Origin of the sequence: Tsuneonella sediminis (genome assembly GCF_051912845.1) — a bacterium.
GTDB lineage: Bacteria > Pseudomonadota > Alphaproteobacteria > Sphingomonadales > Sphingomonadaceae > Tsuneonella > Tsuneonella sediminis.
In genome coordinates this window covers 762,750-783,359 of sequence record NZ_JBNCBU010000001.1, presented here as the reverse complement: position 1 = coordinate 783,359, position 20,610 = coordinate 762,750, and the positions used below count along the sequence as shown (strand labels likewise).

Annotated in this window: 31 protein-coding genes; 19 read left to right on the top strand and 12 right to left on the bottom strand. The window is 65.6% G+C overall.

Annotated elements, in window-relative coordinates; genetic code table 11:
• Positions 1-44 precede the first annotated feature (44 nt).
• Complete coding sequence (locus tag ACPV3N_RS04020; protein WP_440114975.1) at positions 45-1,004, top strand: alpha/beta fold hydrolase; 960 nt, start codon at positions 45-47, stop codon at positions 1,002-1,004.
• A gap of 89 nt (positions 1,005-1,093) precedes the next feature.
• On the opposite strand, the gene ACPV3N_RS04015 is transcribed toward ACPV3N_RS04020, so the two are convergent.
• A complete protein-coding gene (locus tag ACPV3N_RS04015; protein ID WP_440114974.1) occupies positions 1,094-1,633 on the bottom strand; it encodes a hypothetical protein in 540 nt (179 codons plus the stop codon).
• Between the two features lie 63 nt (positions 1,634-1,696).
• Between ACPV3N_RS04015 and ACPV3N_RS04010 the strand changes: the two genes are divergently transcribed.
• From ACPV3N_RS04010 to ACPV3N_RS03955, 12 genes are all read left to right on the top strand, one after another.
• Complete coding sequence (locus ACPV3N_RS04010; protein ID WP_440114972.1) at positions 1,697-2,548, top strand: helix-turn-helix transcriptional regulator; 852 nt, start codon at positions 1,697-1,699, stop codon at positions 2,546-2,548.
• Between the two features lie 86 nt (positions 2,549-2,634).
• Positions 2,635-3,552: a heme o synthase gene (locus ACPV3N_RS04005; protein ID WP_440114970.1), complete on the top strand. Its 918-nt coding sequence runs from the start codon at positions 2,635-2,637 to the stop codon at positions 3,550-3,552.
• Entirely contained in the window at positions 3,549-3,674 is a 126-nt protein-coding gene (locus tag ACPV3N_RS04000; RefSeq protein WP_440114968.1) for a cytochrome c oxidase system small membrane protein, read from the top strand. The genes ACPV3N_RS04005 and ACPV3N_RS04000 overlap by 4 nt, the downstream gene beginning before the upstream one ends.
• Positions 3,675-3,676: 2 nt before the next feature.
• The gene (locus ACPV3N_RS03995) at positions 3,677-4,246 is read left to right on the top strand and encodes a cytochrome c oxidase assembly protein (protein WP_440114966.1); all 570 of its coding nucleotides are present in this window, start codon (positions 3,677-3,679) and stop codon (positions 4,244-4,246) included.
• Positions 4,247-4,323: 77 nt separating this feature from the next.
• Entirely contained in the window at positions 4,324-5,148 is an 825-nt protein-coding gene (locus tag ACPV3N_RS03990; RefSeq protein WP_440114964.1) for a cytochrome c oxidase subunit 3, read from the top strand.
• A 107-nt stretch (positions 5,149-5,255) separates the two neighbouring features.
• Positions 5,256-5,534 carry a DUF983 domain-containing protein gene (locus tag ACPV3N_RS03985; RefSeq protein WP_440114962.1) on the top strand — a complete coding sequence of 93 codons (279 nt, stop codon included), beginning with the start codon at positions 5,256-5,258 and terminating at the stop codon, positions 5,532-5,534.
• Positions 5,522-6,115, top strand: coding sequence for an SURF1 family cytochrome oxidase biogenesis protein (locus ACPV3N_RS03980; RefSeq protein WP_440114960.1), 594 nt, complete (start codon positions 5,522-5,524; stop codon positions 6,113-6,115). Before ACPV3N_RS03985 ends, ACPV3N_RS03980 begins: the two co-directional genes overlap by 13 nt.
• A 49-nt stretch (positions 6,116-6,164) precedes the next feature.
• Positions 6,165-7,565 (top strand): threonine synthase, encoded by a 1,401-nt coding sequence (gene thrC / locus ACPV3N_RS03975; RefSeq protein ID WP_440114958.1) that lies wholly within the window; start codon positions 6,165-6,167, stop codon positions 7,563-7,565.
• The gene (locus ACPV3N_RS03970; protein WP_440114956.1) at positions 7,565-8,455 is read left to right on the top strand and encodes a class I SAM-dependent methyltransferase; all 891 of its coding nucleotides are present in this window, start codon (positions 7,565-7,567) and stop codon (positions 8,453-8,455) included. Before thrC ends, ACPV3N_RS03970 begins: the two co-directional genes overlap by 1 nt.
• Positions 8,456-8,466: 11 nt before the next feature.
• On the top strand, positions 8,467-8,838 hold the full coding sequence (locus ACPV3N_RS03965) for a dihydroneopterin aldolase (RefSeq protein ID WP_440114954.1): 372 nt from the start codon (positions 8,467-8,469) through the stop codon (positions 8,836-8,838).
• 3 nt (positions 8,839-8,841) lie between these two features.
• Positions 8,842-9,177: a Rossmann fold domain-containing protein gene (locus ACPV3N_RS03960; protein ID WP_440114952.1), complete on the top strand. Its 336-nt coding sequence runs from the start codon at positions 8,842-8,844 to the stop codon at positions 9,175-9,177.
• Between the two features lie 98 nt (positions 9,178-9,275).
• Positions 9,276-9,698 (top strand): hypothetical protein, encoded by a 423-nt coding sequence (locus ACPV3N_RS03955; RefSeq protein WP_440114950.1) that lies wholly within the window; start codon positions 9,276-9,278, stop codon positions 9,696-9,698.
• Between the two features lie 70 nt (positions 9,699-9,768).
• On the opposite strand, the gene ACPV3N_RS03950 is transcribed toward ACPV3N_RS03955, so the two are convergent.
• Positions 9,769-10,266, bottom strand: a complete 498-nt coding sequence (locus ACPV3N_RS03950; protein ID WP_440114948.1) for a hypothetical protein — start codon at positions 10,264-10,266, stop codon at positions 9,769-9,771.
• Between the two features lie 221 nt (positions 10,267-10,487).
• Between ACPV3N_RS03950 and rplU the strand changes: the two genes are divergently transcribed.
• From rplU to ACPV3N_RS03935, 3 genes are all read left to right on the top strand, one after another.
• Positions 10,488-11,009 carry a 50S ribosomal protein L21 gene (gene rplU, locus ACPV3N_RS03945; protein ID WP_440114947.1) on the top strand — a complete coding sequence of 174 codons (522 nt, stop codon included), beginning with the start codon at positions 10,488-10,490 and terminating at the stop codon, positions 11,007-11,009.
• A gap of 17 nt (positions 11,010-11,026) precedes the next feature.
• Positions 11,027-11,296: a 50S ribosomal protein L27 gene (gene rpmA / locus ACPV3N_RS03940; RefSeq protein ID WP_259961347.1), complete on the top strand. Its 270-nt coding sequence runs from the start codon at positions 11,027-11,029 to the stop codon at positions 11,294-11,296.
• A 189-nt stretch (positions 11,297-11,485) separates the two neighbouring features.
• The gene (locus ACPV3N_RS03935; protein WP_440114944.1) at positions 11,486-12,022 is read left to right on the top strand and encodes a GNAT family N-acetyltransferase; all 537 of its coding nucleotides are present in this window, start codon (positions 11,486-11,488) and stop codon (positions 12,020-12,022) included.
• Positions 12,023-12,088: 66 nt separating this feature from the next.
• Here the strand turns inward: ACPV3N_RS03935 and ACPV3N_RS03930 are convergent, their stop codons facing one another.
• Positions 12,089-12,976 carry a metal-dependent hydrolase gene (locus ACPV3N_RS03930; protein WP_440114942.1) on the bottom strand — a complete coding sequence of 296 codons (888 nt, stop codon included), beginning with the start codon at positions 12,974-12,976 and terminating at the stop codon, positions 12,089-12,091.
• Positions 12,977-13,086: 110 nt separating this feature from the next.
• Here ACPV3N_RS03930 and ACPV3N_RS03925 point away from each other — a divergent pair, with 110 nt between their 5' ends.
• Entirely contained in the window at positions 13,087-13,683 is a 597-nt protein-coding gene (locus tag ACPV3N_RS03925) for a TetR/AcrR family transcriptional regulator (RefSeq protein WP_440114940.1), read from the top strand.
• Positions 13,684-13,700: 17 nt separating this feature from the next.
• Here the strand turns inward: ACPV3N_RS03925 and ACPV3N_RS03920 are convergent, their stop codons facing one another.
• Positions 13,701-15,128, bottom strand: coding sequence for a S41 family peptidase (locus ACPV3N_RS03920; protein WP_440114937.1), 1,428 nt, complete (start codon positions 15,126-15,128; stop codon positions 13,701-13,703).
• 256 nt (positions 15,129-15,384) lie between these two features.
• On the opposite strand from ACPV3N_RS03920, the gene ACPV3N_RS03915 reads away from it, so the two are divergent.
• Positions 15,385-15,636 carry an SWIB/MDM2 domain-containing protein gene (locus ACPV3N_RS03915; protein ID WP_440114934.1) on the top strand — a complete coding sequence of 84 codons (252 nt, stop codon included), beginning with the start codon at positions 15,385-15,387 and terminating at the stop codon, positions 15,634-15,636.
• 7 nt (positions 15,637-15,643) lie between these two features.
• Here the strand turns inward: ACPV3N_RS03915 and ACPV3N_RS03910 are convergent, their stop codons facing one another.
• Together ACPV3N_RS03910 and ACPV3N_RS03905 are read right to left on the bottom strand one after the other, a co-directional pair.
• Positions 15,644-16,021 (bottom strand): DoxX family protein, encoded by a 378-nt coding sequence (locus tag ACPV3N_RS03910; protein WP_440117429.1) that lies wholly within the window; start codon positions 16,019-16,021, stop codon positions 15,644-15,646.
• 28 nt (positions 16,022-16,049) lie between these two features.
• Entirely contained in the window at positions 16,050-16,520 is a 471-nt protein-coding gene (locus ACPV3N_RS03905) for a pyridoxamine 5'-phosphate oxidase family protein (protein WP_440114931.1), read from the bottom strand.
• 185 nt (positions 16,521-16,705) lie between these two features.
• Between ACPV3N_RS03905 and ACPV3N_RS03900 the strand changes: the two genes are divergently transcribed.
• Complete coding sequence (locus ACPV3N_RS03900) at positions 16,706-17,974, top strand: dipeptidase (protein WP_440114928.1); 1,269 nt, start codon at positions 16,706-16,708, stop codon at positions 17,972-17,974.
• On the opposite strand, the gene ACPV3N_RS03895 is transcribed toward ACPV3N_RS03900, so the two are convergent.
• The 6 genes from ACPV3N_RS03895 to dapD form a co-directional block, all read right to left on the bottom strand.
• On the bottom strand, positions 17,971-18,477 hold the full coding sequence (locus ACPV3N_RS03895) for a potassium channel family protein (protein ID WP_440114926.1): 507 nt from the start codon (positions 18,475-18,477) through the stop codon (positions 17,971-17,973). The genes ACPV3N_RS03900 and ACPV3N_RS03895 overlap by 4 nt on opposite strands.
• Entirely contained in the window at positions 18,474-18,890 is a 417-nt protein-coding gene (locus tag ACPV3N_RS03890; RefSeq protein WP_440114923.1) for a DUF1810 domain-containing protein, read from the bottom strand. The genes ACPV3N_RS03895 and ACPV3N_RS03890 overlap by 4 nt, the downstream gene beginning before the upstream one ends.
• A complete protein-coding gene (locus tag ACPV3N_RS03885) occupies positions 18,887-19,072 on the bottom strand; it encodes a DUF3008 family protein (protein ID WP_440114921.1) in 186 nt (61 codons plus the stop codon). The genes ACPV3N_RS03890 and ACPV3N_RS03885 overlap by 4 nt, the downstream gene beginning before the upstream one ends.
• Before the next feature lie 12 nt (positions 19,073-19,084).
• The gene (locus ACPV3N_RS03880) at positions 19,085-19,312 is read right to left on the bottom strand and encodes a hypervirulence associated TUDOR domain-containing protein (RefSeq protein WP_440114919.1); all 228 of its coding nucleotides are present in this window, start codon (positions 19,310-19,312) and stop codon (positions 19,085-19,087) included.
• Positions 19,313-19,315: 3 nt separating this feature from the next.
• Entirely contained in the window at positions 19,316-19,627 is a 312-nt protein-coding gene (locus ACPV3N_RS03875; RefSeq protein WP_440114916.1) for a hypothetical protein, read from the bottom strand.
• Positions 19,628-19,698: 71 nt separating this feature from the next.
• Positions 19,699-20,538, bottom strand: coding sequence for a 2,3,4,5-tetrahydropyridine-2,6-dicarboxylate N-succinyltransferase (dapD, locus tag ACPV3N_RS03870; RefSeq protein WP_440114915.1), 840 nt, complete (start codon positions 20,536-20,538; stop codon positions 19,699-19,701).
• Positions 20,539-20,610: the final 72 nt, after the last annotated feature.

Below are 20,610 nucleotides of genomic sequence, written 5' to 3'. Positions count from 1 at the left end.
CCCCCGATACGGTGGGGCCGGCCGTTTCCGTTGGAGATAGTGCGATGCCCGAGATGCGCCTGATCGACACCGGCGACGTGACGCTGCGCTGCGCGCTCGCGGGGACCGGCCCGCTGGTGATTTTCGTCCACGGCTTTCCCGAAAGCTGGTACTCGTGGCGTCACCAGATCGGCCCGGTTGCCGACGCGGGCTTTACCGCGTGCGCGATCGATGTGCGTGGATACGGCGGATCGGACAAACCGCCCGAAGTGGGCGACTACACGCTCGAGAAGATCGCGGGCGATCTGGTGGGCCTCGCCGATGCGCTGCAGCCGGACGCACCGGTCATCCTGGTCGGCCACGACTGGGGTGCGCCGATCGTGTGGAACACGGCGCTTACCCATCCTGAGCGCATTGCTGCCGTCGCGGGTCTCTCGGTGCCGTTCGCCGGAGTGCCAAGCCGGCCGTTCACCGAGGTTTTCCGCGAGCACTTCACGTCGAAAGGCAAGTTCTTCTACCAGGAATACTTCCAGGAGCCGGGCGTCGCGGAGGCCGAGGCGGAAGCCGACCCGCAAGACTTCGTCCACCGCATGATGTATTCGATCTGCGGCGATGCGCCCGCCGGCAACCACTTCGACAAGCCGCTCGGCGCAAAGTTCCTCGACCGGCTGCCCGACCCGGAGCCAGTGCCATGGCTTACCGAAGAGGACATCGCGTTCTACGGCCGCGAGTTCGCGGAGAGCGGATTTCGCGGCCCGCTCAACCGGTACCGCAACCACGAGCGCGACTACGAATGGCTGCAGGGCTGGAAAGGCATGCGGATCGAGCAGCCCAGCCTGTTCGTCGGCGGCGACCGCGACCCGGCGACGTTCCTGTTCGGCGCCGTGGCCGATCCCGTCGCCATGATGCGCAACTTCGCCCCGAGGGTCGAAGGCCATATCCTGAAAGGCGTCGGCCACTGGACCCAGCAGGAAAGGCCGGAAGAGGTCAACCAACTGCTTTTGGACTGGTTGGCGCGGGTCTGAAGCCTCTTTCGTCGCGGATAAACACGAGCTTTTCGAACTCGCCCAAGGATCCTGTCATTCGGGCTTAGACTGCCCACTTTGGCGTGCGATCACTTCGTGACGAACAGCGGGTTGTCCTCCGGCCAGCGTGTGTCCGCCACGCGCGTCAGCGTCATTTCGAAGAATGGCACCGACTTTCCGTCTGCACCGATTCGCTCGCCCTTTTCTTTCCAGACGCCATCAGCCACCTCGGCCGTATAGCGGACGGTGTGCGTGCTGGCCGGAATTTCCCACGCGAAGCTCCTCCCGTCGCGAAGTTCGACCCTGCGGCTGTTCTGGTGCCCCATCGTGTAGGTCCGCATCTCGATTTCACCTTCCGCGTTCTGCGAAAAGATCGAGAACGCGTTGAAAACCGTTTTTCCGGTCGAATCGCGGCCCCTGCCTTCCATCACGCGAACTTCGCCTCCCATCATGGGTCCGACGCGTTCCATTTGCTCGAATTCCATCTTTCGCCCGTCGGGAAGCGTGATCGCGGCAGGGCCTATCCAGACGCCGTCGAGAAATGCAACTTCGCGCGTGTGGGGGGGCTTCGGGAGCGAGGCATCCTCGGCCTGTCCGACGGACCCGGCAGAAAGGAGCGCGATGGCCATGACGGATACTTGCAAAGCCGGGACTCGCAATGCGCGGCGGTGGTTGGTCACTGTATCGCCTCCATGCTGCTGGAATGTCCCCGAACCTATGGCATCATTGTTCTTTCCGATCTTGAACGAAATGGAAATCGGAAGGCCCTGACGGTGCTGTACGAGGAATTTGAACCCTTGGGCGAGGCCGTGCAGCACATCGAAAGCTATTGGCGCTTCACGCCTGTCGGCATCGAGGGTTCGTCCGACCATGCGATAATCCCCGACGGGCTGGTATCAATCAGCGCCGCCTTCCAGGGCCGGCATCTCGCCGGTGTGCTGGTGAGCGGGCCCGCCGCTGAAGCGCACGTCGTTCCGGTACAGGCAGGGCTGCGGTACGCGGGGATGCGGTTCCTGCCTGGTTCGGCCATGTCACTTTTGGGCATCGATCCGGTCGCAGTCGCGGGCCAGGTTCTCCCGATCGGTTCCATTTGTCCGTCAAGTGGGCGATGGGCCTCGGCAGCTCTGGCGGACTTCGTCGAATTCGGTGATCCCGCCCATCTCGATGCGGCAATTGCCGAACGGGCGCACAACGGCGGGCCGGTCGATCCTGTCGTTGCAGCAGCTTCAGGCCGGCTGATCCGAAGCGATGGCCGTATTTCTATAACTGCGCTGATTGCCGAGACGGGTTTGAGCGATCGACAGTTCCGCACTCGTTTTCTTGCTGCTGCCGGACTGGCTCCCAAGACATTTGCGCGGGTCCGCAGACAACGTGCCGCGTGGAAGTCGCTGGCCCGAAAGGACGCCGGCTCGTTGGCAGACGCTTCACAGATAGCGGGCTACGCCGATCAGCCGCATTTCTCCCGGGAGACCCAGCGTGCCTTCGGCACGTCCGCCCGGCGCGTGCAGCGGTACATCCGAAAGATCGACCACAAGTTCGATTAGTCTAGCGCGGTGCTACCGTCCGCACGGGGAAACGCAGCAGCGCTTCCCTCGACGCCGCTGCATCCCTATATGCCCGCTCGCCCCCGATGAGCGAATCTCCTGCCCTTTACCTGCCGACCGACTGGCGCGACTTCCTGTCGCTGACCAAGCCGCGCGTGATGAGCCTGGTGATCTTCACCGGCCTGTGCGGACTGCTGGCCGCACCGGGCAACATTCATCCGCTGGTCGGCTTCGTCGCGGTGCTGTGCATCGCGATGGGCGCGGGCGGCGCAGCCGCGCTCAACCAATGGTGGGAAGCCGACATAGATGCCGGCATGAAGCGCACCGCCAGCCGGCCGATCCCCGGTGGGCGGATGCGGCGCACCGACGCCCGGGATTTCGGCATCGTTCTGTCCGCTGCTTCGGTGGGCCTGATGGGCTTGGCGGTAAACTGGCTCGCCGCGGCAATTCTCGCGGTCTCTATCGTCTATTACGCGGTGGTTTATACCATCTGGCTGAAACCGCGCACCCCGCAGAACATCGTGATCGGCGGAGGAGCGGGCGCGTTCCCACCGATGATCGGCTGGGTGGCGGTGACGGGCGACATCACGCTGATGCCGGTGCTGCTGTTCGCGATCATTTTCTTCTGGACCCCGCCGCACTTCTGGGCGCTCGCGCTGTTCGTGCAGACCGATTACGCCAAGGTCGGAATACCGATGATGCCGGTGGTGAAGGGCGAGGCGAGCACTCGGCGCCAGATCATCGCCTATGCAGTCCTTCTGCTCCCGATCGCGGCGGCGCCATGGTTCATCGGCGGCACCGGCGCGGTCTATGGCGCGGCGGCGATGCTGCTGAGCCTCGCCTTCATCGCGCTGTCGGTGCCCGTCGCGCTGCGTCGCGCAGAGACGGGGGACCCGATGAAGCCCGAAAAGCGGCTGTTCGGCTTCAGCGTGCTCTATCTTTTCGTACTGTTCGCGGCACTGGTTGCCGACCGGGCGATTTACGGGCAGGGGCTGTTCGCATGACACCCGAGGATGAGGCCGAGTTCAAGCGCCGGCGCAAGAGCCGCAACGTCGTGCTGGCGGCGGTGCTGGTGTTCTTCGTACTTCTTTTCTACGCGCTGACCTTCGTGCAGATGGGCCGCTGACGATGAGCACGATCGAGGTCCGGCGCAGCAACCTGAAGGTCGGCCTGATGGCCGCGGCCTTCGGGCTGGCCATGCTCGGCCTCGGGTTCGCGGCGGTGCCGCTTTACCGGATCTTCTGCCAGGTCACCGGGTTCGGAGGGACGATCCAGGTCGCGACCGAGGACGAAGCCTCGCTCGCCGCCGCACGGGCCCAGCAGGTGGCGGGAGCGACCGTTTCGGTGCGCTTCGACGCCAACCTCGACCCGGACCTTCCATGGACCTTCCGGCCCGAGCAGGTGACCGAGACGGTCCAGCTCGGCCAGCGGCGGATGGCGTTCTTCTACGCGAAGAACAACTCGGACAAGCCGATCAAGGGACAGGCCAGCTTCAACGTCTCGCCCGCGCAGACGGGCCCCTATTTCAACAAGATCCAGTGCTTCTGCTTCACCGAGCAGGTTCTCCAGCCGGGGCAGGAGATCAGCATGCCGGTACTGTACTACGTCGATCCGTCGATCCGCAGCGATCCCGATGCCGCCCCTGTCGAGCAGATCACCCTGAGCTACACTTTCCACCGTTCGGACACCGATGGCTAAGAGGCCACTGGACCGCGGGGCGGAGGCGCTCTAAGGGCAACCCCAAATCCGCTTCCAACAGGGACAGAGCAATCCTCATGGCCGGCGCCAAGAACCACCAGTACCACATCCTTCCGCCCGATATCTGGCCGCTGATCGGCTCGATCTCGGCGGTCACGTTCACCACCGGCATGGTGCTGTTCATGCACCGCGACACGATGGGCGGCTGGCCGATCGTGCTGGGGCTCGGCATCGCCGGCCTCATCGCGACGTTCTTCAGCTGGTTCTCGAATATCGTGAAGGAGGCCCAGGCCGGCGATCACACCCCGGTCGTGCAGCTTCACCTGCGTTACGGGATGATCCTGTTCATCGCCTCGGAGGTTATGTTCTTCCTCGGCTGGTTCTGGGCGTTCTTCGACTTCGCGCTGTTCCCGAGCGAGCTTGCGGAATCCATCGGCGGGCAGTTCCCGCCCAAGGGCATGGAAGTGCTCGATGCGTTCGACCTGCCGCTGCTCAATACGCTGATCCTGCTGTGTTCGGGCACGACTGTCACCTGGGCGCACCATTCGCTGATCCACGGCGATCGCGACGGGCTCAAGAAGGGCCTGTGGCTGACGATCCTGCTCGGCGCGCTGTTCACCTCGATCCAGGCCTACGAATACTCGGTCGCGCCGTTCCCGTTCGGCACCAACACCTATGGCTCGGCGTTCTACATGGCGACGGGCTTCCATGGGTTCCACGTGCTCGTCGGTACGATCTTCCTGATCGTTTGCCTCGTGCGCACCTACAAGGGTCACTTCACTCCGCAGCAGCACTTCGGTTTCGAAGCGGCGGCGTGGTACTGGCACTTCGTCGACGTGGTATGGCTGTTCCTCTTCGTCGTCGTTTACGTCTGGGGCGGCTGGGGCGCGCCGGTTCACTGATGAACCCGTCCGGACCGGACATTGGAAAGGGGCAGCCCGGGATCGCCCAGGCTGCCCTTTTCGGTTTATGCCCTCGATGCGGGTCGCAGACGCTGTTCGCGGGGCCGGTGGGGTTCGCGGACCGCTGCGGCGCCTGCGCGCTCGATTACACGCGGTTCGACGTGGGTGATGGGCCGGCGGCCTTCCTGATCCTTGTCATCGGCGGCTTCGTCGCTGCGCTGGCCATCGGGTTGCAGCTTGCCGCGGACCCGCCGTACTGGCTCCAGGCGCTGATCTGGGTGCCGGTGACGACCCTGCTGGTGGTCGGCGGGCTCCGCATTGCAAAGGCCGCCTTGCTGGCGAGCGAGTTCCGCCATCGCGCGGGCGAGGGACGATGGGGGAAGTGAACCGCCGGGTACCGATCCTGCCGACCCTGATCGTCGCGCTGGCAGTGGCCGTAATGGTGGCGCTGGGCATCTGGCAACTGGCGCGGATGGGAGAGAAGGACGCGCAGCTCGCCCGATATGCCAAAGCGCAGGGCATTGCCGCCGAAGTTCCCTGGCCGGGCAATCGGGACGCCCTCGACGATGCGCTTTACCGCCGCGCAGAAGTGGACTGCGTGCGGGTCGTCGCCGTCGATACGCTGGCCGGTCGTTCCGCGTCGGGCGAGACCGGCTGGGCGCATGTCGCCCGCTGTGTCCTTCCCGGCGGTGGCACCGCGGCGGTGGCGCTGGGCTGGGCACGCGAACCCGTGCGCCCGCAATGGTCCGGCGGGCGGGTAGAAGGGTTCATCGGCCCTTACCGGGGCGGCGCGAAGCTGGTCGCATCGCCGCCGCAAGCGGGGCTGGAGCAACTCGCGCGGCCCGACCCGCGCGACGTGCCCAACAACCACCTTTCCTACGCCGTGCAGTGGTTCCTCTTCGCGCTGACCGCGGTGGTCATCTACGTCCTCGCCCTGCGCAAGCGCTGGCGGGCTTCGGCGGGATAAAGCGCGCCTTGCTTGCCGCCCGCCCGGCCCGGCGCTAGGCGCGGGCGCGATGGAATACATCTCCACCCGTGGACAGGCGCCGGCACTCGGCTTCGAGGGCGTGACGCTGGCCGGGCTGGCGAGCGATGGCGGGCTATATCTGCCGCGCGATTGGCCTTCCCTCACGGCCCCGGAAATCGCCGCGATGCGGGGCCTTTCCTATGCCGAACTCGCGGCGCGGGTCATGGCGCCGTTCGTTGGAGAAAGCCTGACGCCGGAACGGCTTCTCGACCTCACCCGAACGGCGTATGGCCGGTTCGCGCACGAGGCGGTGACCCCGCTCGTCCAGCTAGACCAGCAGAACTGGCTGATGGAGCTGTTCCACGGCCCCACGCTCGCGTTCAAGGACGTCGCCCTGCAACTCCTCGGATTGCTGTTCGAGGAATTCCTCGGCCGGTCCGGCGGCAACCTGACGATCGTGGGTGCCACCAGCGGAGATACCGGGAGCGCGGCAATCGATGCGGTCGCGGGACGCGAAGGGGTGGAGATATTCATGCTTCACCCGCGCGGCAAGGTCAGCGACGTTCAGCGCCGCCAGATGACCACGGTGCTTGCGCCCAACGTCCACAACATCGCCATCGACGGCAGCTTCGACGACGCGCAGGCGATGGTGAAGCGGATGTTCGGCGACGCGGAGATGACCGCACGGTTTCGCCTGTCTGCCGTCAATTCGATCAACTGGGCGCGGCTCATGGCGCAGGTGGTCTACTACTTCGCCGCCGCGCTCCAGCTGGGCGCTCCCGACCGCAGAATCGCCTTCAGCGTGCCGACGGGCAATTTCGGCGACGTCTTTGCCGGTTATGTCGCCTCGCGGATGGGGCTTCCGGTCGAGCGCCTGATCGTCGCCACGAACGTCAACGACATCCTGCACCGGGCATTGTCGGCGGGCGACTATTCGACCGGAACGGTGACCCCGACCGCGGCACCAAGCATGGATATCCAGGTCTCCTCGAACTTCGAGCGGCTGCTGTTCGACCTCGGCGGGCGCGACGGGCCGGCGATGGCCGAGCAGATGCGCGGGTTCGAGACATCGGGGGCGATGCGGCTCACCAATGCACAGCGGGAAGGCGCGGCGGCGCTGTTCGCCAGCGCGCGGGTCGAGCCCGATGCGATGACCGCGACGATCCGCTGGGCGCATGAGGCGTGCGGGCAGACGATCGATCCGCATACCGCGATCGGGCTTCACGCCGCGCGGACGAGCGAGCTGGCGGCTGACATCCCGCTCGTCACGCTGGCTACTGCGCATCCTGCCAAGTTCCGCGATGCTGTCGAGCGCGCGACCGGCCAGCGGCCGCAGCTTCCGGCGCGGGTCGGCGACCTGTTCGCGCGCGAGGAGCGCTATGCGGAACTTCCTGGCGAATACCGCGCGGTGCGCGATTTCATCGCCGAACGTGCCACGCCGAGATCCTGATGGCCGCGCTGATCGAGCAACCGGTGCTCATGGTGGGCGCGGGATGGAAGGATTACGGTCTCGTCGATAGCGGCCACGGCCGCAAGCTCGAGCGGTACGGCCCGCATTGCTTCGTCCGGCCCGAGCCGCAAGCAATGTGGTCGCCGCGCCTGTCCGAATGGCAGGCGGACGGAGAGTTCGTGCCCGGCAGCGACGAGGATGGCGGCGGTCGCTGGCAGTTCGACCGGCCCGTCCCCCGCGATGGCTGGAGCCTCGAATGGAACGAGGTTCGCTTCACCGCACAATGTACGCCGTTCAGGCATCTCGGCTTCTTCCCCGACATGGCGCCGGTCTGGGACTGGATGCGCGAACGGCTATCCGGCAAGCCCGACGCCGAGACCCTCAACATGTTTGGCTATACGGGGGTCGGTTCGCTCGCACTGAGCGGGTGCGGAACGGTCGCGCACGTCGACGCCAGCAAGAAGTCGGTCGCCCAGGCACGCGAGAACGCGGCGCTTTCGCAAATGGAGGACCGCCCCATCCGCTGGCTGGTGGACGATGCGGCCAAGTTCGCTGCGCGCGAGGTCAGGCGCGAACGGCGATACGACGGAATCATCCTCGACCCGCCCAAGTTCGGCCGCGGCCCCAACGGGGAGACGTGGCGGATCGAGGAAGGGCTGGCGCCGCTCGTCGCGGACTGCCGCCGGCTGCTCGATGCGGACAGCCGTTTCCTGTTCCTGACGGTCTACGCGGTGCGCATGAGCAGTCTGGCGCTCGGCGGCCTGCTCGCGGAGCTCTTCGCTGACCTGCCCGGCAGCATTGAACATGGCGATCTCGCGGTGCGGGAAGAAGGCGAGGGCGGGCGCTTGCTTCCCACTGCGATCTTCGCGCGCTGGGCCAATCCGGGCTAAGGGCAGCAGCGATGGCCGATTCGCTCATCCTCGAAGTCGCCGACCTCGAAGTCGATGTCCTTACCGGCATTTATTCCGAGGAAACCGGCAAGCCGCAGCCCCTGCGGATTACGGTTACCGCACGGATGAAACCCGCGCATCGCTACGAGCCGGACACGCACCTTTCGGCGAGCAAGAACTACATGGACCTGAAGTTCGCTGCCTCCGAGGCGCTGCCGGAGGGCGTGCACTTTAAGCTGATCGAGGCAGTCGCCGAGCACATTTGCGACACCCTTTTCGTGCAGGACGAGCGTGTCGAGGCTGTGACCGTGAAGATCGTCAAGCTTGCCATCGCCGAGCGGGACGAGAAGATCGGCATGACCCTGACGCGCGAGCGCCGCTGAACGATGCTGGTGCGCGTCGGCCCGCTTCCTACCGCGGCGATCGAGGCAGCAACGCGCTTCCATTGCGAGGCGCTTCCCCGAGTGATCGAGGCGATCGGCACGACGGATGGCGAACTGATCGTCCTGGTGTTCGGGCCGGCCGATCACACGCACCGCGGGTGGCGCCTGGCGGCAGTGCAGAACCTCGCTCGCGAGCATGCGCCGCTCCGGGTCAACGGCGTTTCGGGCACGGACGAAGCAGCGATGGCGGCTGCGGTGCGTTACCTGTCGGCAGCACCGGGCGTCACCGGTCAGTACTTCGTCCTCGAACCTGCTGGCGCGGGTAACCCGCTGGCCTGACCGGCCGGCAAAAACATCCCCTCGTTTTGATCCGCGTCAATTCGCTGTGCCCGGCGGCGCGGTAGGTCGTCCCTCGTACCGAACGAAGGGAACCTGTCATGTCGAAGCACCTCACCCGCGAACTCGTGATCGCGAAAGCCGAAGTCCGCGCGAACCTGCGGCCACCGGTCACGGTGGATCGCAGTTTCGAGCTGCCCCCGGCACTGTACCTCGCGACCGCGGGGGCGTACCTGGGTTTCCTCGCCATCATGGCCGTGGGCCTGTCGAGTCCGGGCCTGATCATTCCCCTGGCAGTCTGCGCAGTATTCATCGTCATGGGTTTCGGCGTGTCGTCGACCTGGGCACGGATGAAGCCCGACAATCCGGTCGGCGCGATGACGTGGGAGCGCTTTCGTCGGCAGGGGATCGTGACGCACACCGGGCGCCTTACGTCCGGGGAGGCGGCGGCCCAGATGCTCGTTTTACCGGTGCTGATCTTTGCCTGGGCTATTGTGTGCGTAACGATCGCGGCATTCGTCTGAGCGATGGTCCCGAAGGCATAAGGGGACGAGAGAGGCGCGGAACCCATGGGCTCCGCGCCTTCCCTTCCTGTCAGACCCGGCCGCGCAGCCGCGCGAGGACCGCGTCTTCCTCGGCGACGAGACCTTCCACCGTGGATCGCACCGACCCGATCGCCTCACGCGGGCCTGCCTCCAGAGTGGCGTCGACCCAGAGCGAATCGAGTTCGGCGAGCGCGATGGCAACCCGGCTCCGGATCGAATCGAGATCGGCCAGCGCCACCTGCGCCGCCGCCCAGCTGTCGCTGGCCACCGGACCGGCGCGCGCAGCCAGACGTTCGGCCGCCGGGACGCCCACGACGAACTCGGCGTGGGCGCCGCGTGCCTGGCGTTCCAGCTCGGCGAGCCGCGCGACGAGGTCGGCGCCGGGAACGACGGGCGCGGGAACCAGCGCTTCGCTCGTATCGGGGGTGAAGGTCCCCTCGACCCGCTCCGCTGGGCGTTGGGCGAGCGACGGATAGTCACCCGATGTCGCGCAAGCGGCGACAAGGGCGGCGGGAATGAGTGTGAGGATACGCTGATACGAGGTCACGCAAGGTCCTTAGCATGTGGCGCGGACTGGGGAAGCGGGATCGCGCTCCCCCGGAAGCGTCAAGGTTCCCGATTTCGCCGCCCGGCCCGGCCTTTGGGGCGTTGACTTCGCAGGATGCTTCCCCTAACGGCACCCATCTTTCCGGGGTCCCCGTTCGGGGGCATCCGGTTTCGTCGCCCGCTGGTGGGTGGCCACACATATAAAGCGGAAGTGAATTACCCATGTTCGCAGTAGTGCGTACGGGCGGCAAGCAGTACCGGGTTGCCGCCGGAGACAAGATCGCGGTCGAGAAGCTGGCGGGCGACGCCGGCGATACGATCACCCTGGGCGACGTCCTGCTCGCGGGCGAGGGCGACACGCTGGCCGATGCGGCGAAGACCGTCGTATCTGCCGAGATCATTGCCCAGGCGAAGAGCGAGAAGGTCACCGTCTTCAAGAAGCGCCGCCGGCACAACTACCGCCGCAAGGCCGGCCACCGCCAGCAGATGACCCTGCTGCGCATCGTCTCGGTCGGCGACAGCAAGGCCGAGAAGAAGGCCGCGCCGAAGAAGGACACTGCGACGAAGGCCGAGGCTCCCAAGGCCGATCATTCCGCGCAGGCGACCGCGCCGGCGAAAGGCGTCGAGACCAAAAAGGACACCAAGGCCAAGGCCGCGGCTCCGGTGAAGGACGCCGCGCCGGCCAAGTCCGCCGACAAGAAGGCTCCGGCGAAGAAGCCGGCCGCCAAGAAGACCGAGAAGTAAGAGAGTAGGACGAAACAATGGCACACAAGAAAGCAGGCGGTTCGTCCCGCAACGGCCGCGACTCCGCCGGCCGTCGTCTCGGCGTCAAGAAGTTCGGCAGCCAGGAAGTGATTCCGGGCAACATCATCGTGCGCCAGCGCGGGACCAAGTTCTATCCGGGCACCGGCGTCGGGATGGGCAAGGACCACACGCTGTTCGCGCTGGTCGAAGGCCGCGTACGATTCCACGCCGGCAAACTCGGCCGAAAGTACGTGTCGGTCGACATGATGGCGCAAGCCGCGGAATAATCGGACGACCCGAAAACGGGGCCGTCCACGGGATGGCCCCCCGCCGGAGGTAACTTCCGGCACGAAGAGGGAGATGGGGCCAGCCCGAGTGATCGGGGGCCCGTCTCCCTCTTGTCGTTTCTCCCTCGCAACACAGGCGTCATGCGACGGCTCTATCGGCCCGATCATGGCGAGTAGGGAGTAGGCGTGATGTTCCATGTGACGGAGAGGCTGCTGCTGCGGCCGTTCTGGCCCGAGGACTGGGAGCAAGTCCTGGCGGGCGTCGGCGAGAAGGCGATCGCCTGCAACCTCGCGCGCGTGCCGTGGCCCTACACCGAAAGAGACGCCCGCTGGTGGGCCAGCCAGCCGCAGGATCCGCGGCTGCCTGCGTTCGCCGTAGTGGAGTCGCGCAGCGGCAGCCTCATCGGCGCAGCCGGGCTGGGACGCAAACCCGACAGTGTCGAGGTGGAAATCGGGTACTGGCTGGCCCGTCCTTTCTGGGGGAAGGGCTTTGCTACCGAAGCGGGGCGCGGCGTGATCGAGATCGCGCGGATGCTCGGCATCCGCAGACTCGTCGCGGGGCATTTCGTCGATAATCCGGCCTCGGGCCGGGTCCTTCGCAAGCTCGGGTTCGACGGGCCACAAACGGCGCGCCGCTTCAGCCTGGCCCGCGGCTGCGATGTCCAGTCGCTCGAGTACGCCCTCGATCTCGGCGAAGCGATTGATCCGGTGATGCAAGCCGCCTGAAACGCGATGCGCCGCTCCAGGCGAAACCCGGAGCGGCGCATCTTCGAATTCGAAATCGCGGTCCGGTCAGACCGGCAGCAGCGCGTCGGCGAAGTCGCCCTCGTACTTGCTTATGAGGTGGCGGTCGTCCTCGTTCCACGGGTGGAAGCCGGGAAGGAAGAACGCCAGCCACGGCAGGGCGATGCGACGCAGGAAACCGGGGCGAAGCAGCAGATAGGCCCAAATCCGCGCCGTGACCTTCCAGCCGGTCAGGCCGTCCTGTGCGAGCAGGTCCTTCATGTCCTTCACCCGGTTGCCGATGAACCGCTTGGTCACGAGCACCATCATCAGGCTCTTGACCTTCCAGCGGCGCCAGCGGCTCCAGTCGCGCGTGGCGTGCAGCCACGTATCGTAGGCGACACCCTTGTGCTCGATCTCCTCGACCGAGTGCCAGCGCCAGATGTCGCCGAGATCGCCCTCGGCGCCTTCGAGGTGCGCGGGGTTGGCGAGGAGTTCCTGGCCGAACATCGCGGTGAAGTGCTCGAGCGCCATCGTCGCGGCGAGGTTGAGGTACGCCGGGCGATCCTTGAGCAGGGCAAGCAGTTCCTCGACCCGCTTGTCGATGAACGCGATGTCGTATCCGCTGTCTTCGGCCAGCTTGTTGAGCACGATATGCTCGCGGGTGTGATTGATTTCCTGCTTGATGAAAGCGCGGATCTCGCCGGCCAGCTTCGGGTCGGCACCGTCACGGAACGCACGGACCGACTCGATGAAGAACGCTTCACCGCGCGGGAACGTGGCGGACAGCGCGTTGAACCATGCGGTGGCGATAGGATCGCCGTTCAGCCACCAGCGCTTCGCCTTCTGGCCGCGCAGAAAGCGGCGGTCGCGCACGACGATGTCGAGATCGTCAGGGGTCGGGGTCGGGGCAGGGGTGGCGGTCGGGTCAATATCGAATCGGGCGGGGGCGTTCATCGAATCGGCTCCTTTAACTGACACCAATGTAAGTACGCGTTACTGACATTGGTGTCAATAATCTCCTCTCATGCCTTGCCGAGTTGCGCTGCGAGGTCTACCCGGCGCAAATGGTCACCCGCAAGCGCTTGAGCCCCGAAGAATCGCGGACGGCCGCGCTCGAAGCCGCCCGGCACCTTCTTATCGAAACCGGTCCCCAGTCTGTCACGCTCAAGGCGGTGGCGGGACGCATCGGGCGAACGCACGCGAACCTGCTCCATCATTTCGGCTCGGCATCGGGTTTGCAGAAGGCGTTGGCGCAGCATCTTGCCGAGACGGTCTGCGAAACGATCAAGGAGGCGGTCCGCGCGAGCCGGGCGGGTCTCGGCAGCCCGCGCGAGGTCGTCGACCTTACGTTTGACGCCTTCGACAAGGAGGGGGCCGGTGCCCTCGCGAGCTGGATGCTCCTGACCGGGAACGAGGACGCGCTCGACCCGATCGTCGAGACCATCCACGAGCTGGTCGACGAGATCGCTCCGGAAGAGGTATCACACGACGGCGTGCAGGCCCTGCACGAGACGACGCTTACCCTGGTCCTGCTGGCGCTCGGCAATGCATTGATGGGACCCGCTCTGGCGCGCTCGCTGGGCCTTCCGGACGCAAGCGCCCGCGATCGCGCGGAGCGGCTGCTGATCGGCTCACTCGCGCGCGACCCCGCCCAGTCCTGAGCCCGGAGGGGTGCGGCCTAGAACAGGCCCGGCGTTTCACGCTGCGCGGCGGTGGGCGCGTCGGGCCTCACGAGTTCGCGTGAGGGCGCGACCGAAAGCGTGCCCTGTCCGCCTGAAGAACCGATTGGCGTGCACGTGCGGCCGGCAAGGAAATCGAGCGCGGTCTTTACCGCCGCCTCTCCCGGGTCGCCCAGTTGGAAGGTGATGTCGTCGCCCGCGGCGCACGTCCGCGGAAAGACGGTGGCGAGGCCCTTGAAATATTCCCCCTGCCGGGCGGCGTTCTCGGTCTTGAATGCGACCACGCGCATGCGGTCGTCGCATTCGGTCTTGTCGATCGCGATCTGGCCCACCGGCTTGCCGAACGTGTTGCCGCCGATGAGCGCGGTGTTCGAGCCTAGGTAGGGGATGAACGCGTTAGCGACGAGTTCGCTCGCCGAAGCCGTCCCGCCGAAGCCGATGAACGCGATCCTGGTCGCTGCAATCGCCTGCGGCTGCGCGGCGAAATTCCTCGTCGAATTGTTCGAGGACTTGCTGTCGCGGAAGGTGGTGTAGCTGAAAACCTGTCCGACCTTGTCCGCGCCGAGCAGGTCTCCGAACAGATCGGCAATACGGACGAGGCCGCCGCCATTGTAGCGAACGTCGACGATGACTTCGGTGATCCCTTGCGCCCTGAACGCGGCGAAGGCGGCGCGAAGGTCGGGATCGGCGGGATCGATGAACGTGCGCAGGTTGACGTAGCCGACCTTCCTGCCGCCATCGTCGAGAATCTTGGCGCCATAGCGGTCGGAAACCGGGTCGAGCGCGAACTCGGCCTTCGTGACCGCCACTTCCTTGATCGTGCCTCCGGTGTTGAACCGCAGCACGCGGGTCGTTCCGGGGGTCGATGGGCCAAGGGCATCGACCACCGCGGCGGTACCTCCCGAGGCCATCAGCGACGACACCGTCTGGATATTCGCACCCGTCGTTCCGATTGCGAGAAGCTCGGTCCCCCGGTCGATGCCGGCGGCTAGCGCAGGCGCGTTCTCGAACGCTTCGACAACGAACACCCGGTTCTGCGAAGTGCTATAGCTCAGCCGCACCCCGAAGCCGGCCTGCGCACCCGAGTTGATGAACGCGTTCTCTTCCTGAATCGAGGTGATGTAGGTGAAGCCGCGATCCTTGGATTCGGCGGCCGCCTGCGCCAGCAGGGCATCGATATAGCCCTGCACGGTCGAATGGCTGTTCTTGTTGACGCCGTTGTTCACCAGCGACGGGAACAGGTACCATTCGTCGATCACCGCCTTGGCGAAGTCCTGCCGCGCGGACAGCGAGCAGGCGCTGGTCGTCGATATCGGCGTCGGGGTGGGGGCGTTCCCGAAACTTCCGCCCCCGCTGCTACCGCCGCCGCCGCATGCGGCGAGCGATCCGGCAAGAACGATGGTGAGCGTAGTGCGACCCGTGCTCATCGTGAAAACCCCTCCCGATAGGAAAAAACGACCGCGATAGGACCCGGAACACGGTCGAAGGCGGAGAATGCAAAATGCCGCCTGAACACCCCGTGAGCAATCGAATCTTGTCCGCGAAGCCGGTTATCGGGCGAAATCAGGCCCAAATGCCCCTCATGCCTGTCGAAAACTCCGCTGGGGGGGCCTTGCGCTCTCGCCGTAACGGAGGCGAGCGCCTAGGATTGCCTCCATAGCCAAGCAGGAAAGGACAATGATCATGGCTGGCAAGAACAATGCGCTGCAGAAGCCCGTGAACCTGACGAGCGACCTCGAGGCGGTCGTCGGCAAGGGGCCGATGACCCGCGCTCAGGTCACTTCGAAGGTGTGGGACTACATCAAGAAGAACGGTCTTCAGGATTCGACTGACAAGCGGATGATCAATCCCGACGCCACGCTCGGCAAGGTCACCGGCTCGGACCAGATCTCCATGTTCAAGATGACCGGCGCCGTTTCCAAGCACATGAGCTGATCGGACCTCATGGATCGTGACGGGCGAGGGGCCAATCGGTTACCTCGCCCGTCCATAACGCGAGCCATATGATGATCGGCTGGATTGCCAGTCGGGGCACGTGATAGCCGAGCCCGAGGCCGCCGTCTGCGCGGGCCATGTCCAGCGCCATATGCTGGAAATTCGCGGGCCACACGCAAAGCGCGTAGATCGCCAGGCCGACGCCCGCTGCGCGACGGATCATCGGGAACCGGCCTTGCAGGAGGCCTGCGGCCCCCGCCAGTTCCGCTATTCCCGTAAGGACGACCACCGGTTCGGGGAAAGGCACCCATCCTGGAACGATCTGCACGAATGGTCCCGGCGATACGAGATGCAGGATGCCTGCGGCGGCGTAGGCGAACCCCAGAACCCACCGCAGCGCCGGACGGACCGCCTTACGGTCCAGCGGTCCAGGCCTTCCTGTCGGGCAAGGGCACCTCGCCCTCGTCCTCGCCGTCCCAGTAATGAATCCTTGTGGCCGTCACCTGCAGCATCACGGTGCCCGGCGTGTCCGGGCCGTCGGGAAACCAGCGGTCAAGCGACGGGTCCCAGTGGTCGGCGAACCGCGCCTTGTCACGGATCACCTGCGCTTCGCCCTCGACGTGGATGAACTGGCCGGGCGCACCGAGTATCCCCTTGAGCCCCGCACTGCCGAGATAGGTCAGGCCGACCTTGCGATCGCGTTCGATATCCTTGACCATCTGGCGGTCTTCGTAGGTGAAGAACCAGCTGTCACCCTTGAAATCGACTTCGCTGTTGTTGCTCATCGGTCGTGCCCCGATGGTGCCGTTCGGTGCATGGGTGGCGAGCGTGCAGAAATCGATCTGCTTCATGTCTTCGGATATTTCCGACAGCGACTTGGTCATGGAGTTCTCCTTTCCCAGCCAACCGCCTGGCCGGCAGATCTGTTCCATGGGTGGGCCGCAAGCCCGTCACCACAGTCAGTGCCTGCAATCTCCGTGTTCCCGTCCGGAGGGAGTAGCAGGCAGCCGTGCGGCGCGCTAGCGACCGGCACTGGCGATTTCCCGTGACGCGGCAATGGAGACCGGCGATGCGTTTCACTTTCTTGGCACTGGCGGCGATCGGTACGACCGGCTGGACAGCGGACGCAGTGGCCGCGCCTCCTGCGCCGGAGACGGTAGCTGCCCGTGCGCTGGAGGAAACGCCGGTCTGGGACGGGCACAACGACGTTCCCGAACAACTCCGCGAACGCTACCGCAACGTGCTCGCCGATTTCGATTTCTCCGATACGACGGCAACGGGCGACCCCGCCAGGGGCCTGGGCGCGATGCACACCGACCTGGCCAGGATGGCCAGCGGGCGGCTGGGGGTCCAGTTCTGGTCGGTCTACGTCAGCGCCAGCCTGCCCGAGCCGCAGGCAGTGCAGGCGACACTGGAACAGATCGACGTGATGAAGCGGCTGATTGCCCGCCATCCGGACAGGCTCGAACTGGTTGCAACCGCGGACGGCGCGGCGAAGGCGGTCAAGGCGGGGAAAGTCGGTTCGTTGCTCGGCATGGAAGGAGGCCACTCGATCGGCTCCAGCCTTGCCGTGCTGCGGCAGATGCACGCGCTGGGCGTGCGCTACATGACGCTGACCCATTCGAAGAACACGCCGTGGGCCGACAGCGCGACGGACGCCCCGGCTCATGGCGGCCTGACCCCCTTCGGCAAGGACGTCGTGCGCGAAATGAACCGGCTGGGCATGCTGGTCGACCTCAGCCACGTCAGCGAAAAGACGATGATCGACGTGCTCGAGATCGCGCAGGCGCCGGTCATCTTCAGCCACTCCGGCGCGCGCGCGGTCAACGGCCACGCCCGAAACGTGCCGGACAGCGTCTTGTCCCGGCTGAAGACCAACGGCGGGATCGTGATGACGGTCGGATACCCCAACTTTCTCAGCGAAGGGCGCCGCCAGTGGGTTGCGCGTATGGCGGCCGAGAAGGCGCGACTGGCAGCTCTCTGGCCCGGTGACCCGCAAGCCGCCGCGGAAGGGCTGGAGGAATGGCGCAGGTCCAATCCGGAAGTGCTGGCGAGCGTATCCGACTGGGCCGATCATATCGACCATGTGCGCAAGGTGGCCGGGATCGACCACGTCGGGATCGGCGGTGACTACGACGGGATGGAAACCGGCCCCGTGGGGGCGGAGGACGTCACGGGTTACCGGGCCTTGTTCACCGAACTTGCCCGACGCGGCTACGCTCTCGGGGACCTGCGCAAGATTTCGGGCGGCAACATCGCGCGCGTGATGCGCGAAGCCGAACGGTACGCGGCCACCCGCCGCCGCGATATGCCGATCGAATCCCCCACCGCCTTCTAGGACCCGTCGCCAGTCGATCGGGATTGTTCGGTGCCATGGGTATCCTCGATCCGGCCCAGCACCCGCACGAAGAATGCAGTCGACCAGCCGAGCATGATCACGCCGAGAACGCCTTCGAGGGCGCCGACCAGCCGCCATTCATGGGCGATGGAGGCGTCGTTGTAGCCGATCGTGGCGTAGCTGATGGTCGAGAAGTACAGCGCGTTCTCGAAACTCCATTGCGCGCCCACAAAGTCGTAGAAGAACGCGAAGAGCCAGATCTCGACGAAGTGGATGAAGATGAGCGCGAACACCACCAACAGGGTAAACAGCGTGCCGCGGAAGCTGAGCGGCTCAAGGTGACGCAGACGCTCCTCGGCTGCCTCACCGCGCATGACCCGTTGCAGGGTGAACAACCCGAGGCCATGGATCACCACGCACAAAGCGATCATGCCTGCGCCGACCGCCAGCTGCGCGTTGAAGGTTGCCTCGATGACCTGCTGGTCGCTGGGGAGCTGGTTCATAATCTCACCGTCGTTGCTGAATCGCGGGTCCCCCCAAAGAACGCGCCAAGAGCTGCGGCAAATGGTCGCGGGTCGGGCGCAGCGGCGTCGAAAAGCGTCATCGAACTGTGAAACTTTCGCGCGTCGACGGGGCCAAGGATGGTCTGGGCAGTCCGCTTGTCGCGCCAGGCCAGCATAGCCTCGGTGCTCTCGACCAGCCGTGCGCCAAGTTCCTCGTGAGAGGCAAAGCCCACAGCCTCGTCCAGATCGGCGATGGCATAACGACGGACGGTTTCGCTGCGACCCAAGGCGGCAAGCTGCGGGAAAATGAACCACATCCAGTGGCTGTGCTTTGCGCCGGAGCGCATTTCCGCGAGCGCGGTCTGATAAACCCCGCCGGCCTGCGCATCCAGAAACCGGCTCCAGGGGTTCACGATTCCTTTTTGTCCGGGAGGCCCTCGCGATCGGTTTCGGCGAGGTCGCGCAGTTCGTCCTCGCTCATCGAATCGTACATCTCCTTCGACGAGCCCTCGAGGTCCTTGACCTTGGTTTCACCGCGCTTGGCGGACAGGGCGGCCCCGGCGGCCATCTGCTGTGCTTTCGATTTTGCGGGCATGATCAGCGACTCCTATGCCCCGTCCAGTTCCGATCCCAGCTTGAGAACCTTTGCCCCGTCCTCCTGTTGCACCAGATAGGCGGGGTTGTCGGCATTGCCGTTCCTGACGATCTTCGACCCTTCGATGGTCCGCTGGACCCGGCGCTCGAAGCGTTCGGCGATCTTCCCCTTGGCGGTACCGGTTCCCCATTGCCAGCTTACGGTCTGGCCGGTTCGGAAGCTGTTCGAACCTTTCGCCAATGCCTACTGTCCCTCGGTACGCACTTCGGCCTGAGCAGAGGGGGCAACGGGCTCGACCTCGGCGTCGGTTACGGCATCGACATCGTCGCTCAGGATGACGTCCGCAGGCTCGTCCGATCGGCTTTCGATCATCCCGCTGACTGTCGCTTCCTCCTCGACATCGCCCTGGGATGCGGCACCCGTGACCCAGATGATGGTGAGGAACCCGATCGCGAGGAGGGTGCCGATTATAAGGACCCACCGGACCACGCCTTCCTTTGATCCGGCACTCGCCTCGGTCTCGCTTTCCACTATCTGATCGCCGCGACGTTCCATGATCGATCAACCTCCCTGATGCACGTGCATGACCCTGCGAGCGTTCTACGTTCGGCTCGCAGGCCGGTTCCTCAATCGCGCAGCAGTTCGTTGATGCCGGTCTTCGCCCGCGTCTGCGCATCGACCGTTTTCACGATCACCGCGCAATAGAGGCTGGGGCCGGGACTGCCGTCGGGCAGGGGCTTGCCGGGCAGCGAGCCCGGCACGACGACCGAGTAGGGCGGTACCCGCCCGATATGGACCTCGCCCGTCTTGCGGTCGATGATCTTCGTCGAGGCTCCGATGAACACGCCCATCGACAACACCGCGCCTTCGCACACGCGCACCCCCTCGACGACTTCGGACCGGGCGCCGATGAAGCAGCCATCCTCGATCACCACCGGGCCCGCCTGCAACGGTTCCAGCACGCCGCCGATGCCGACGCCGCCGGACAGGTGCACGTTCTTGCCGATCTGCGCGCAGCTGCCGACGGTGACCCAGGTATCGACCATGGTGCCGTCGCCCACGTAGGCCCCGATGTTGACGAAGCTCGGCATCACGACGACGCCCTTGCCGATATGGCTGCCGCGCCGCACCACGGCGCCGGGGACAATGCGGAAACCAGCATCGCGAAAGCGGTTCTCGCCCCAACCGGCGAACTTGAGCGGGACCTTGTCATATGCCGGCGCGCTGGCGCTGCCGCCCTCGATCACCTGGTTGTCGTTCAGCCGGAAGCTCAGCAGGACGGCCTTCTTGAGCCACTCGTTGACGGTCCATCGTCCCGAGCCGTCGGGCTCGGCCACCCGCGCCTTGCCCGTATCGAGCAATTCGAGCGCCGCCTCGACCACTTCGCGGATTTCGCTGCTGCCCGGCGTAACCTGCGCACGGTTGTCCCATGCTGCGTTGATGGCGGTCTCGAGATCGGCGGACATGATGGGCGGCTCCGGACTGGGGTTCGGGCCTCGCGCTAGCCGCGCGGATGGGGCTGGGCAAGGGGAGTCGGG

Coding starts and splice junctions, on each gene's coding strand:
- rpmA (WP_259961347.1), top strand. CDS start 11,027: ATGGCACACAAGAAAGCAGGCGGTTCGTCCCGCAACGGCCGCGACTCC.
- ACPV3N_RS03900 (WP_440114928.1), top strand. CDS start 16,706: ATGCGTTTCACTTTCTTGGCACTGGCGGCGATCGGTACGACCGGCTGG.
- ACPV3N_RS03965 (WP_440114954.1), top strand. CDS start 8,467: ATGGCCGATTCGCTCATCCTCGAAGTCGCCGACCTCGAAGTCGATGTC.
- ACPV3N_RS03925 (WP_440114940.1), top strand. CDS start 13,087: ATGGTCACCCGCAAGCGCTTGAGCCCCGAAGAATCGCGGACGGCCGCG.
- ACPV3N_RS03915 (WP_440114934.1), top strand. CDS start 15,385: ATGGCTGGCAAGAACAATGCGCTGCAGAAGCCCGTGAACCTGACGAGC.
- ACPV3N_RS04010 (WP_440114972.1), top strand. CDS start 1,697: ATGCTGCTGGAATGTCCCCGAACCTATGGCATCATTGTTCTTTCCGAT.
- ACPV3N_RS03875 (WP_440114916.1), bottom strand. CDS start 19,627: ATGGAACGTCGCGGCGATCAGATAGTGGAAAGCGAGACCGAGGCGAGT.
- ACPV3N_RS03955 (WP_440114950.1), top strand. CDS start 9,276: ATGTCGAAGCACCTCACCCGCGAACTCGTGATCGCGAAAGCCGAAGTC.
- ACPV3N_RS03920 (WP_440114937.1), bottom strand. CDS start 15,128: ATGAGCACGGGTCGCACTACGCTCACCATCGTTCTTGCCGGATCGCTC.
- ACPV3N_RS03970 (WP_440114956.1), top strand. CDS start 7,565: ATGGCCGCGCTGATCGAGCAACCGGTGCTCATGGTGGGCGCGGGATGG.
- ACPV3N_RS03960 (WP_440114952.1), top strand. CDS start 8,842: ATGCTGGTGCGCGTCGGCCCGCTTCCTACCGCGGCGATCGAGGCAGCA.
- ACPV3N_RS03980 (WP_440114960.1), top strand. CDS start 5,522: ATGGGGGAAGTGAACCGCCGGGTACCGATCCTGCCGACCCTGATCGTC.
- rplU (WP_440114947.1), top strand. CDS start 10,488: ATGTTCGCAGTAGTGCGTACGGGCGGCAAGCAGTACCGGGTTGCCGCC.
- dapD (WP_440114915.1), bottom strand. CDS start 20,538: ATGTCCGCCGATCTCGAGACCGCCATCAACGCAGCATGGGACAACCGT.
- thrC (WP_440114958.1), top strand. CDS start 6,165: ATGGAATACATCTCCACCCGTGGACAGGCGCCGGCACTCGGCTTCGAG.
- ACPV3N_RS03930 (WP_440114942.1), bottom strand. CDS start 12,976: ATGAACGCCCCCGCCCGATTCGATATTGACCCGACCGCCACCCCTGCC.
- ACPV3N_RS03905 (WP_440114931.1), bottom strand. CDS start 16,520: ATGACCAAGTCGCTGTCGGAAATATCCGAAGACATGAAGCAGATCGAT.
- ACPV3N_RS04000 (WP_440114968.1), top strand. CDS start 3,549: ATGACACCCGAGGATGAGGCCGAGTTCAAGCGCCGGCGCAAGAGCCGC.
- ACPV3N_RS03895 (WP_440114926.1), bottom strand. CDS start 18,477: ATGAACCAGCTCCCCAGCGACCAGCAGGTCATCGAGGCAACCTTCAAC.
- ACPV3N_RS03885 (WP_440114921.1), bottom strand. CDS start 19,072: ATGCCCGCAAAATCGAAAGCACAGCAGATGGCCGCCGGGGCCGCCCTG.
- ACPV3N_RS04020 (WP_440114975.1), top strand. CDS start 45: ATGCCCGAGATGCGCCTGATCGACACCGGCGACGTGACGCTGCGCTGC.
- ACPV3N_RS04005 (WP_440114970.1), top strand. CDS start 2,635: ATGAGCGAATCTCCTGCCCTTTACCTGCCGACCGACTGGCGCGACTTC.
- ACPV3N_RS04015 (WP_440114974.1), bottom strand. CDS start 1,633: ATGGCCATCGCGCTCCTTTCTGCCGGGTCCGTCGGACAGGCCGAGGAT.
- ACPV3N_RS03935 (WP_440114944.1), top strand. CDS start 11,486: ATGTTCCATGTGACGGAGAGGCTGCTGCTGCGGCCGTTCTGGCCCGAG.
- ACPV3N_RS03990 (WP_440114964.1), top strand. CDS start 4,324: ATGGCCGGCGCCAAGAACCACCAGTACCACATCCTTCCGCCCGATATC.
- ACPV3N_RS03995 (WP_440114966.1), top strand. CDS start 3,677: ATGAGCACGATCGAGGTCCGGCGCAGCAACCTGAAGGTCGGCCTGATG.